Annotated in this window: 12 protein-coding genes; 2 read left to right on the top strand and 10 right to left on the bottom strand. The window is 48.6% G+C overall.

Annotated features, from left to right (window positions below; translation table 11 throughout):
- Positions 1-52: 52 nt before the first annotated feature.
- From M4J38_RS07670 to murQ, 8 genes are all read right to left on the bottom strand, one after another.
- Entirely contained in the window at positions 53-1,210 is a 1,158-nt protein-coding gene (locus tag M4J38_RS07670) for a FecR family protein (RefSeq protein WP_251758961.1), read from the bottom strand.
- 128 nt (positions 1,211-1,338) lie between these two features.
- Positions 1,339-1,929, bottom strand: a complete 591-nt coding sequence (locus M4J38_RS07665; protein WP_251758960.1) for an RNA polymerase sigma factor — start codon at positions 1,927-1,929, stop codon at positions 1,339-1,341.
- Between the two features lie 31 nt (positions 1,930-1,960).
- The gene (locus M4J38_RS07660) at positions 1,961-3,202 is read right to left on the bottom strand and encodes a glycoside hydrolase family 88 protein (protein WP_251758959.1); all 1,242 of its coding nucleotides are present in this window, start codon (positions 3,200-3,202) and stop codon (positions 1,961-1,963) included.
- 75 nt (positions 3,203-3,277) lie between these two features.
- Complete coding sequence (locus tag M4J38_RS07655) at positions 3,278-3,682, bottom strand: OsmC family protein (protein WP_251758958.1); 405 nt, start codon at positions 3,680-3,682, stop codon at positions 3,278-3,280.
- A gap of 6 nt (positions 3,683-3,688) precedes the next feature.
- Positions 3,689-4,120 (bottom strand): hypothetical protein, encoded by a 432-nt coding sequence (locus tag M4J38_RS07650; protein ID WP_251758957.1) that lies wholly within the window; start codon positions 4,118-4,120, stop codon positions 3,689-3,691.
- A gap of 39 nt (positions 4,121-4,159) precedes the next feature.
- Positions 4,160-4,894, bottom strand: coding sequence for an EcsC family protein (locus M4J38_RS07645; RefSeq protein ID WP_251758956.1), 735 nt, complete (start codon positions 4,892-4,894; stop codon positions 4,160-4,162).
- A 93-nt stretch (positions 4,895-4,987) separates the two neighbouring features.
- Entirely contained in the window at positions 4,988-5,248 is a 261-nt protein-coding gene (locus M4J38_RS07640; RefSeq protein ID WP_251758955.1) for a hypothetical protein, read from the bottom strand.
- An 86-nt stretch (positions 5,249-5,334) separates the two neighbouring features.
- Entirely contained in the window at positions 5,335-6,165 is an 831-nt protein-coding gene (gene murQ, locus M4J38_RS07635; protein ID WP_251758954.1) for an N-acetylmuramic acid 6-phosphate etherase, read from the bottom strand.
- A gap of 826 nt (positions 6,166-6,991) precedes the next feature.
- Between murQ and nagB the strand changes: the two genes are divergently transcribed.
- Positions 6,992-8,896 (top strand): glucosamine-6-phosphate deaminase, encoded by a 1,905-nt coding sequence (gene nagB / locus M4J38_RS07630; protein WP_251758953.1) that lies wholly within the window; start codon positions 6,992-6,994, stop codon positions 8,894-8,896.
- A 96-nt stretch (positions 8,897-8,992) separates the two neighbouring features.
- On the opposite strand, the gene M4J38_RS07625 is transcribed toward nagB, so the two are convergent.
- A complete protein-coding gene (locus M4J38_RS07625; RefSeq protein ID WP_251758952.1) occupies positions 8,993-9,358 on the bottom strand; it encodes a DUF1304 domain-containing protein in 366 nt (121 codons plus the stop codon).
- A 162-nt stretch (positions 9,359-9,520) separates the two neighbouring features.
- On the opposite strand from M4J38_RS07625, the gene M4J38_RS07620 reads away from it, so the two are divergent.
- On the top strand, positions 9,521-10,036 hold the full coding sequence (locus M4J38_RS07620) for a biopolymer transporter ExbD (RefSeq protein ID WP_251758951.1): 516 nt from the start codon (positions 9,521-9,523) through the stop codon (positions 10,034-10,036).
- A 90-nt stretch (positions 10,037-10,126) separates the two neighbouring features.
- Here M4J38_RS07620 and M4J38_RS07615 read toward each other — a convergent pair whose 3' ends face one another.
- Positions 10,127-11,854 (bottom strand): glycoside hydrolase family 43 protein, encoded by a 1,728-nt coding sequence (locus tag M4J38_RS07615; RefSeq protein WP_251758950.1) that lies wholly within the window; start codon positions 11,852-11,854, stop codon positions 10,127-10,129.
- Positions 11,855-11,888: the final 34 nt, after the last annotated feature.

The raw sequence follows: 11,888 nt of genomic DNA, 5'->3' as shown, positions 1-11,888 counted from the left end.
AAGTAGGTGTTGTATTCATTTCGGCAGTGGTTTGGTTTGGTTAAAAATGGGGTTATTTACCCACGATTATCTTTCTACCCTCAATATGACATTTTACATTGTTCAGTTCCAGGATACGCAACACTTCCTGTACGTTTTCACTCCTGTTCAGTTTTCCCACGAACACATCATCCGTTATTCGTCCCCGGTATTCCACTTCCACATCGTACCACCTGGCCACCTGGTGCATGATGGTTTCAAGACTCACCTTGTTGAAGATGAAGAGCCCGTTCTTCCAGGCCACCACTTCTTCCACATTAGCCTCCGCTACCGAAATGCCCGCTTTGCCCGGCACCAGTAAAGACTGCTGACCCGGTACCAGTATTTTTTGTTCTGAAGCAACCGCGGCGCTCACTTTCACGCTTCCTTCCAGCAAAGTGGTTTTTACGTCATGCTCTTCCTTGTAGGTATTGATGTTGAAATGGGTGCCCAGCACTTCAACGGTTTGAGCCGCAGACTGCACGCGGAAAGGCATTTTTTTATTGGTGGCCACTTCAAAATAAGCTTCTCCTTCCAGTTCAACTTTTCTTTCATTTCCCGTGAATGTGGTGGGGAAACGAAGCACTGTCGCGGCGTTCAGCCATACTTTGGTACCATCGGGCAAAGTAAGTTTGTACTGTCCTCCGCGCGGTGTGTTGATGGTATTGAACACAGTTGCCGCGCCTGTTGCGGGGCGTGAATTCAGGTCGTACGCCAGTTCTCCGTCTGCATTCTTTTTTACGATGGCATTGCCTTGTGTGGCCAGTACACCATTCCCGGCATCATCCAGCAACACAGTGGAGCCATCCGAGAGTGTCAGTATCGCTTTGTTGCCACCCGGTACAATGGGTTCCACCTGGGTACGGGCCATTTCCTCGCGTGTCTGCTCTTCCTGCCGCTGGAAGAAAAAATAACCGCCAATGCCCGCCAACAGGATAAGCGCCGCCGCCACCATCCACCTGGAAAAGTTCATCCTGCGCACCGGCGTTGTTTCCACCGCGTCCATTTCCCTGCGAATGCCTTCCCTGATGTCCTGTTTCAATTGTATTTTTTCTTCACGGCTCAGCCCTTGCAAACCATCGCCGGCAGGTTCATGCAGCAGGTAATAGGCATGCAGGAAAGCGATTTCCTCTTCGGAAGCCATCCCGTTCCTGTACCTGGAAAGTATATCTGAAAATGTTTGCCGGTCCATACGTATGCAATAAGGTGTACCTGTATAGACCGCCGGAATGCGAAAACTCCCACGCGAAGAAGTAGATTTTTTAAAAAATTCTGATGAAAGATAATGGAGCATCCGAATAACCATGAAGCGGAACGGAGCTATGGCCGGTGGTGCAATAGGAAAACAAGCGCCAAGAGAAGGGATTCCCGCAAATGAATGATGCTTTTTCCCAACTGGTTCTGAACGGTTTTGCGGGAAATATTGAGCTGTTCGGCGATCTGCGCCGTGGTCATATCCTGCTGGTAGCGCATCCTGAATATCTCCTGCTGTGAAGGGGTGAGGGTTTTGATGAGCGCCTCGTACACTTTCATGAATTCCTTGCGGAGGATGGCGCCATCGGCAGCATTGGAGGCCACATCGGGCAAACTCATCAGTTCGGGGATGGGCGTGTACCTTTTTTCTTTCTCCATCCGCTTGAACACGTTGTTTCTGACGGCGGTGAAAAGATAGGCCGGGAGGTGCTCGATCTGTAGCTCTTCCCGCCGGAGCCATAGTTGGAGAAAGATGTCCTGGGTAATGTCCTTTGCGAAACCGGCATCCTGTAGTCGCTTGTATGCAGCCCCATACACCTGCTCCCAATACCTTTCGTACAAGGCATCAAAAGCGGTGCGGCTCCCTTCTTTTAACTGCGCGAGCAGCCATTTATCTTCGGCCATTCCGGTATCCATCGGCAAATCTCCTCTCCTCAAATGTAGAGTTTTTTCACCAATGGAAAATCCGCTACTTCTGTTTGAGTTTTTTATAACGCAGCATCGCTTCTATAAAATAGTAATCCGCATAGATCAGCGGCACATCCACTTCCCGATCGCTGGGAAGGTTGCCCACACTGTGTTTCAGCAGGAAGAACGGGTTCGCGCCCTCCTTGTTCAGGTAGGTGGAGGAACTCAGGGAAAGCATGATTTTTTGAGCGGCGTCAAGGTATTTTTTGCTTTGTTCGGCATTGACGTACCCTGCCAGTTCGAATAAAGCGGAGCAGGTAATGGCCGCAGCGGAAGCATCGCGTGGAACGGGAACATATTTTTTGGGGTCAAACTGCCAATCGGGAACGAAGCCTGGCTGTCCCGCGTTAAAGTCCCAGAAAGGAACTTTGTCTGCCGGAAGATTGGGATGGTCCAGGAAGAAATCCGCCATATTACAGGCCGTGCGCAGGAAACGCGGATCCTTTGTTTCGCGGTAGCAGGTGGTAAAGCCATAGATACCCCATGCCTGTCCGCGCGCCCAGGTGGAATTGTCTGAAAACCCCTGAAGTGTCTGCCGGTGTAACACATTGCCGGTTACCGGATCGTAGTTCACCACATGGTAAGAGCTGTTATCGGGGCGTAAGTGGTTTTTCATTGTGGTTTCGGCGTGCCGCACCGCAATATGGCTGAAAGCAGTATCGCCCGTGGTTTTCGCGGCATAGAACAACAGTTCGAGGTTCATCATGTTGTCCATGATCACGGGATAATTCCATTGGTGCTTCTCCCCTTTCGATTTCCGGGGGTTCCACGATTGAATACTACCCACGACAGGAGCATATCTTTTGCAGAGTGACTTTGCTGATTGTACCAGGATGGCACGGTAAGCGGTATTGTTGTTGAAGCGTAAAGCATTGCCATAGCTGCAATACATCATAAAACCGATGTCGTGGTGCGCGGTATTGAACTGGTTGCTTTCCAGCGATTCGGTCCAGGTGGTGGCGGCTGTTTTCCATTTTTGCTCTCCCGTGAACTCGTACATGTACCAGAGAATGCCGGGCCAGAAACCGCCGGTCCATTCTTCGATCGGGTAATAAGCCAGCGTGCCGTCTTTGTTGATGGAATGCGGGTATTTTGTAAGATCGGTAGCGGTTTGGAGGAGCGTGGTGTACCTTTTAGCCGCGACGCTGAAATTGTCTTTTAACGGATCCTTTTTTTGAATGAGTGCCATGGCCAGGATGGTACAGCACAAAATGGAAATCGCGATGAATATATTTTTCTTCATAATGGTCCTTTGATGTATTCATCCATATAGACCATTCAGCAAGCATAAATCCCACGCGGGTGTATTTTTTTTTCTTCAGAAAGCGACCGTATTCACTTTTATTTCCCCTGTAAGCACTTTCTGAACGGGGCATTTTTCAGCGATATCCAGTAAGCGCGCCTTTTGTTCGGGAGAAAGAATCCCCTTCAGGTGAACTTCTTTATCGATCAGCATTCCTTGGAACACATCGTTTCTTTTCAGGGTCACTTTCACTTCCACCCCTTCCAGCGGCCATTGTTTCCGGTCCGCGTACATACGGAGGGTGCTGGTGGTACAAGTGGCGAGGGATGCGGCCAGTAAGGAAAAAGGATTCATGCCTTTGTCGGCCCCGCCAAGTTCCATTGGTTCATCCGCCAGTAATTCATGACCGGCCGAAACCACATTGGAAGTATATTTCTCCATACCTATTACGGCAACTGCCTGTTCAACAATCTTTTCCATGGTGCGTTATTTCCAACCTTTTGTATGATAAAACTGAATACCCGATTCGAGGGCCTCCGAAACAGCTTTCATGAGTTCCGGGTCATCTTTTTTGATGTAAAAACAGGTCTTTCCTTTTAAACATTTCAGCAGAACGGGTGCGAGTGCTTCATTCAGTTCCGGGGCAATGTACAGCGGGAAAAAATAAAAGCCCACATAGCCTTTTTTGATGACGGCGGAGGCGAACATAACATCCGGATATTGCCTGTTCAGCATTTCAACAGGTTTATCGTAATACACGGTATAGTTACCGGGTTCATCCTGCCTTGCGGAGAAATTCCCTTTGGCATGGCGCTGCAACAATTTTTTCAGGCTGTTGAATACCGACTGAAACTCATCCTCCGAAGTTGAGGCATCAACAGGTTTAACAGTGACGGCCTTTTTGGTTGTTTTTGCCATATTTCAAATGTACGGCATAGAACAATGTACCGCATACCATCAGGCCGGTAATCTTTTCATTTCCATCCAGCGCATCCGGTAGGCGTTCATGGCCGTTTCTCCCAACTGGTTCAGCAGCCGGTAATTCACCACTACACCAACCACCGCACCGATGCCGGGGATGAGTTGCGCCAGTTTCGCGAGGTCTATATAATCGCGGTATTCCTGTTGGAAACTGAGCCAGTCGAATTGCTGGATGTCTTCCGGGATGAATTTACTTTTCTCCTCCCAGTCGGACATTTGTTCAAACACTTTTTTCCGGTGTTGCTGGCTGGAGAAAGCCAGTTGAAAGATATGAAGGATGAACAGCCTTTCTTTGAACTCCTTCACATCGAACCCGTATTCGGAAGCGATGTCGAACAACATTTTTAGTTTGATGCCCAGTAACAAAGGAAAATCCGCCAACCCCATCAATATTCCTCCGGCTCCTGTGATTCCGCCTTCCGTGGCAGCGGTTTTCTTATACACGTCTATCCTTGCTTTCACCGCCGATTCGGCTACTTCGAGCGTGCGGTACACTTCTTTTTTGGAGGTGGTATATTCCGCTCCGAACAATACCCCGCGCACCATTTGTTTGACCACGGCGGTAATGCCCGCGTGTACTTTATCGGGAATATAACTATTGAGTTTCGTCTGTAACTTCTTCGACAGTTTATTCACCAGCGAAGGCCTTTTGGTCATTTTCCGCTGCCATCGTTTCAGTTCGTCCATGGCAAGTGCTTCGTATGCATTCATAGCTGAAAGTTAAGTTGCTTTAGCGGCTCACCGGCAATAGATTTTCCTACCGGGAACTCCGGTGAAAAAAGCAAAAGGCATACCGTGAAAAAACTAGTGGAAAACGGGGGTTTTCTGGGAGAGGGAACGGGCTTTTTCCAGGCCTTCGAGCGTCATACGGTAGGCATAGGTGCCCAGATTTTTACATTCGGCCAGGCCTTCGTTCACCAATTCGTGCAGGTGTTGTTCTACAATATCCCATCCCAGCAACTGCCGGACGATGATCTCACGCGGACTGCACCAGTAAGTATGGGGTCTTGAATCGTGCTTTACGATCTCGTAGATGGTTTGGAGTGTCTGGTAGTGCGGGAGCATGTTATAAATCTACTTCAAAAGAAATTTCGATGTGTATTTCAATGGGCATAGTTATGCACATCGTACCCACAGCGGATGGGATTAACCTATTCATGTGTTGCGCGGATCGCTTCCATGGATCGTTTAACGGATTTGTATTTCAGCAGCAGTGTTTTGGCCCTTTCATAATCGGTGATTCCTGTTTTTTCCATGAGCATTTTTACGCCACGGTCCACCAGTTTTTCATTGGTCAGCTGCATGTTCACCATTTTGTTGTCCTCTACCCTTCCGAGCTGGATCATCAGCGTGGTGGAGATCATGTTTAACACCAGTTTCTGTGCCGTGCCACTTTTCATCCTGGTACTGCCGGTCACGAATTCGGGGCCCACTACAATTTCCATGGGAAACTCCGCGATTTCCGATACCGGAGAACCGGGGTTACAGGCGATGCTTCCCGTCAGGATATTTCTTTTCCGGCATTCCTCCAGCGCACCCAATACGTAAGGAGTGGCACCGCTTGCGGCAATACCCAGCACCACATCGTCTTCGGTAATATTCCTTTCCTGCAGGTCTTTCCATCCTTGCAACCTGTCGTCTTCCGCATATTCCACGGCACTAAGGATGGCTTTGTTCCCGCCTGCGATCACCCCGTTCACCAGCTCTGGTGGCACCCCGTAGGTGGGCGGACATTCACTGGCGTCCACCACGCCTAACCTGCCGCTGGTTCCCGCGCCAATATAGAAAAGTCTGCCTCCGGTGAGCATTTTATCGGCAGCGGCCTGGATAAACGCGTCGATCTGCGGCAATGCCTTTTCCACGGCGTAGGGTACGGTTTTGTCTTCATTGTTGATGTGCGTTAGAATCTCGGTTACACTCATCTGCTCCAGGTGTCTGTAAGGGGATGCCTGTTCTGTTACCCTGGTAAATTCCTTTTTCATCTCAGTGCTGTTTATATTGCTATTGTATTCTTAGAACGCAGGATCGTCGGGCGTATTGGGATTGGCTGACTCCGTATACTTGAAACAAAATTTGTTGATGCTCAATGCTGCAGTTTTTTTTTGCGTTTTGGAATCGAATTAAAAGGTCTCCGGATAATTAACCATGCGTTGACGACTCTGAAACACTTCGTTTCGAATATAATAAAAAAGGAGCAAAAACGCACAATCGTGCATTATTATTTGCTCAAAACTACTATTTTATGGAACAAAAGCGCAATTTCATGCAAACATAGGTGTGAAAAAATTTCTTGATCTAAGTCTATAAAGTGTTGAATGCAGGAAAAAATAGCACTGCGAAACTCCGAACTTCGCTCCTCAATAGGGTTTTTGTAGCAGACGATGGTATAACTTGAAGGGCAGAATAATACGGCCGCATTACAAGAAAATAAAACTTACGTCCTTATACGTGTTTGATTTAAAACATTTTTTTTGCCTGCGGGACTATCTAACGTTCCTATATAGCCGCACTTATTACCTTCTTCGTTCTCAAATCAGCGGAATCATGCATCTACATCTTATTATAAACAAGCTTTTTGATGAACAACAAAAGCGATATTCTACAATTGCAAATCCAAAGCCCTGTCTGCATTGCTTTTTGCGCAACCGATCGCATTGGTTTCTTCTCTATTAAATATTTATTGCGCAAACGTTTTCCCTGCTCATTTTTGCTATTTTTTGCCGATTGATGCCTGATTAATTAGGTGTTTACCGAAAATTGATTATAATTTCGTGACTCCATTTCAGATCCTCTAATTAAACAACCAACATGAGCATGGTAGATTCTTTTGAGAAGATCCCGGTGGCGATCCACGCTACACCGAAGGATGGTTCTCGTGCAGTGGCCGCTGCTATAGCCGCACTGATCAGAGAAAAACAAAGCAAAGGCGAAAAATGTGTTTTAGGACTGGCAACGGGTTCCACCCCCATTTCCATGTACGCTGAACTGGTTCGGCTCCACCGCGAAGAAGGCCTGAGTTTTCAAAACGTGGTCACTTTTAACCTTGATGAATACTATCCGATCGACAATGATGCCTGGCAGAGCTACAACAGGTTCATGCACCGCAACCTTTTCGATCATGTGGACATAAATCCCGCCAACATCAACATTCCCAACGGAGAGATCGCGAAGGAAGATGTAAAAAAACATTGCGCGGAATACGAGGAACGCATCGACCGTGCCGGCGGTATCGACCTCCAGGTGCTGGGCATCGGCAACAACGGCCATATCGGCTTCAACGAACCCGGTTCCGCCATCTATTCCAAAACACGACTCATCACCCTCGATAATTCCACCAGGATCGCCAACTCCCACGAGTTCCGCAACATATCTGAAGTACCGCGCCTCGCCATCACCATGGGCATCAGCACCATCATGAAAGCGCGTAAGGTAATCCTGATGGCCTGGGGCATGAAAGCCGCCATCGTGCAGAAAGCCGTGGAAGGACCGGTTACCGACCAGATTCCCGCCTCGCTGCTCCAGGACCATAACGATTGCCAGTTCGTACTCGACGAAGTGGCGGCCGCTGAACTTACCCGCAATAAATCGCCCTGGCTTACCGGAGACTGTGAATGGACCCCTAAGATGATCCGCAAAGCGGTGGTGAACATGTCGCTGAAAACTGGCAAACCCGTGCTCAGCCTTACTACAAGTGATTACAACGACAATGGATTAAGCGACCTCCTCGTGGAAAAGGGAGACGCCTACGAAATCAACCTCCAGGTATACTACATGCTCCGCGACTCCATCACCGGATGGCCCGGCGGAAAACCCAATGCCGTGATCCCCGCGCACCCGGAACGCTCAACGCCCTATCCCAAAAAATGCCTGATCTTCTCCCCCCATCCCGATGACGACATCATCTCCATGGGCGGCACCTTCATGCGTTTGCACGACCAGGGGCACGAAGTACATGTGGCTTACCAGACCTCCGGAAATATCGCCGTTACCGATGAGTTCGTGACCCGTTTTATCGACTTCGCCGTTGGCTTCGAAGAAATCTCGGGCAGCGACAATACAAAATCGAAAAGCATCCTAGCCGAGGCCCAGCAATTCATCGCGGGGAAAAAGAAGAACGATATGGATACCCCCATGATCCGTTCCATCAAAGGACTGATCCGCCGCGGAGAAGCCGCCGCCACCTGCCGTTACGTTGGCCTGAAGGAAGGACAATGGCATTTTATGAACCTGCCCTTCTACGAAACCGGCGCCATCCAGAAAAATCCCATGGGCGAGGAAGATATCCGCATCACCATGGAACTCCTTAGAAAGATAAAACCCCACCAGGTATATTGCGCGGGCGACCTGGCCGATCCGCACGGTACACACAAGGTATGCCTCGATATTATTTTTGAATCGATGCGCCGCCTGAAAGAAGCGGGTGAAACCTGGATCAACGACTGCTGGGTTTGGCTGTACAAAGGCGCCTGGCAGGAATGGGATATTTCCGAAATAGAAATGGCCATCCCAATGAGTCCCGACCAGGTGATGAAAAAACGCTTCGGCATTTTTATACATCAATCGCAGAAAGATATGGTTCCTTTCCAGGGTTCTGATTCCAGGGAATTCTGGCAGCGTGCCGAAGACAGGAACAGCAATACCGCTAACCTGTATGCGCAGTTAGGGTTAACGCAGTATGCGGCGATGGAAGCATTTGTGCGGTGGCACTATTAGTGTTTAAGATGTGGTAAAGAGACTGCCAACGTAAAAAATAATCACCAATAATCTCAGGCCATCTCGTGTTAAACGGGATGGCCTTTTTGTATATACTCACCACCAAATCAACACCGCCCCCAACGCCAGCACCGCAGGCAAAGCCTGTTTAAAAAATATTGACCTTGATGCCGTGGCCGCGCCATACACACCCGCCACTATTACGCACATAAGAAAAAAGACCGCTACATTTCTTGCCCATTCTTCCGAACCGATACACAAACTCCATATCAGGCCAGCAGCCAGGAACCCGTTGTAAAGCCCCTGGTTGGCGGCCAGCGCCTTTGTGGGTTCAAACAAATGCTCCGGGAAAGAACGGAATGTTTTTTTACCCTTGGTGGTCCATGCAAACATTTCGATCCAAAGGATATATAGGTGTTCAAGGGCCACCAATGCTACGAGAACAGACGCGACTATTTTCATGGGAAACATTTATCCGGGCAATGTAAGAAAATTTCGTTTAAGCGGCGGCCAGCCGGATACTTTGCCCGTACCAGCATTCAAGAATGCTGTTCCTGTTTATGGAATACCTGGCCCACATCATCTTACATCAAATCTCGTTTCGTTTCACTTTAAACTTTTTTTATGGCAGAAATAACAGCGCCCTCCGAGCACTCCCGTGCACGATCCGGCCCATACAAAATGAAAAAGAAGCCATCCCGCGTTGACCTTACCGCCATGGTAGACGTGTGTTTCCTGCTCATCATGTTCTTCATTTTCACGACACAACTGGAAGAGCTGAAAGCGATGGATTTGTATGTCCCAAAGGACACGTTAAAAGATTCCACCAAATCCCCTGAATCCGGCACACTTACCTTATTACTGGGAAAAGAAGGCAGTATTCATTTCTATGAAGGCATTTTTGATGCCGCGCGGCCCGATCTACTTAAAACCGCTCAGGCTTCGGGTATCCGCGAATACATCATCCGGAAAAAAAGGAATACAGACCCTGAAAAATTAATGATCATCATCAAACCAACCAACGAAGCCACTTATAAGCAAACCGTAGACATATTGGATGAAATGACCATCAACGATATTAAGAGATATGCGCTTACTGATATCAGTGAAATGGAAGCAACAGCGCTGGCCAAACGATAAGCGCTATTACATAAAATGGCGCACCGGATGATGCGCCATTTTTCAAACAATGATATGTAAAGCGTATGCGCTGTTACAGCTGAACGCAGGCTATTGTGGCTGAATATCGTTCCCCGTTGTGGCATACAATCCAATCAGTGAGCCGGTGAAGCCGCCTGCCACATTCGTGGAAAGCACATCGCCTGACACCGTTCCGCCAAGGTTCTGGAAATTGGTACCGTCGGTAGAATAGTTGAACCTGTATTCATCGTGGTTGGCCACAACCTGCAAACGAACGGGTTTGCCGGTATCAATTTTTACGCTGGCCACCACCGTGGTTTCACCTTTGTTAGTTTTAGCGAGCACCAGGAAATCTTCGGTGCCCTTGCGGGTAATGCCGAATACATAATTGAACCTTTCACTCTGGTAACAAACCAGTCCGGCCATATCAGTCGCGGACCGTGGCGCGTATTTAAGGGTGAACGCCGCTTCAAAAGCATTGTGTTGCTGGCGGTGAAAAAGTGTGGAGGTTACTTTGTTCGATTTGATGTTCCTTTCAGAAGGCTTGATGATCAGACCGTCCTTCGTTTTTGCGATGAATTCTTCGCGGGGACCTCTCACGCCGATCCATCTGAAATCGAGGGTATCTTTGGAGAAATCTTCGTTGAAAGTAAAGTTGCCGTTCTGGAAATAACCGCCCTGCTCCCATTTCCTTTCTGTGCCTTTCGGCACTTTCAGTTTGGGACGCATGGGGATGAGTCCGTTCTCAAAAACGGGGAATTCACCGGACCAGTCTACGGGCAGCATAAATGTTTCTCTGCCCGCGTTAACCCTGTCCTGGTTGTTGGGACGAATGCCGAGGAAAACACCGTAGTATTTTCCGTCGGGACCTTCCACCAGGTCGGCGTGTCCGGCCCAGTCTACTTTGTCTTTCCTGTCTTTAGGGAAATGTCGCTGCGTAAGGATAGGGTTACTTGGCGCTGGTTTGAAGGGGCCCGTTGGGCTGTCGCTCACGAAGATCACTTCACTGTGCCAGCCGCCGGTACCGCCTTCGGCGCACATAAGGTAATATTTACCGTTCTTCTTGTACAGGTGCGGGCCTTCGATCCAGATGGGTTTTTGGGTGATGTCCACGCCCCCATCCACGATAATCTTATCTGTGCCGGGAATTACCTGGTCGTTCTGAAGGTCGTATTCCCAGATTTTGATCACGCGGTGGCCATTGTACAGTGTTTTACCTCTGTCCGGGGCATCGTTGTGTGTGATATAGGCCTTTCCGTTGTCGTCAAAAAAGATGGAAGGATCGATGCCGTCGAAGTTCAGTTTCTTCGGATCGCTCCATCCTTTTAAAGGATCTTTTGTTTTCACCACCATGTTTCCGATGCCGGAAGCAATTTGTGTGGTGATCATATAAAACGTTTCGTTGCCGGGATTGTATTTGATATCCGGGGCGTAAATACCCGCGGAGATGCCCGCACTGTCCACTTTCAGTTGGGAACGGCGGTCCAGCACATGGCCGATCTGTTTCCAGTTCACAAGGTCGTTGGAATGAAAAATAGGCACCCCGGGAAACATGGAGAAAGAAGAGTTGACCAGGTAATAGTCGTTCCCCTTCTTCGTGATGCTGGGGTCAGGGTAACAGCCTTGCAGAATCGGGTTATAGAACTCATCTGCCTTTAAGGGATTATCAGTATAAATGGCATCGTTCCCTTTGTAGCTGAAAGCGGAAAAAACCGGGTCGGTTACCACTTTGCTCTTTTTTTTCTGCGCTTGCGCGATCAGGCCAAAAGGAAAGCAGGCCAGAAGGATCAACAGTACATTCTTTTGTCTGAAATTCATGATACTCGTTCTTATATTTAGCATGTTAAAATGA

The organism is Parasegetibacter sp. NRK P23 (assembly GCF_023721715.1).
Lineage (GTDB): Bacteria > Bacteroidota > Bacteroidia > Chitinophagales > Chitinophagaceae > Parasegetibacter.
The sequence above is the reverse complement of the archived record's forward strand: the minus strand, read 5'-3'. Positions and strand labels throughout refer to the sequence as shown.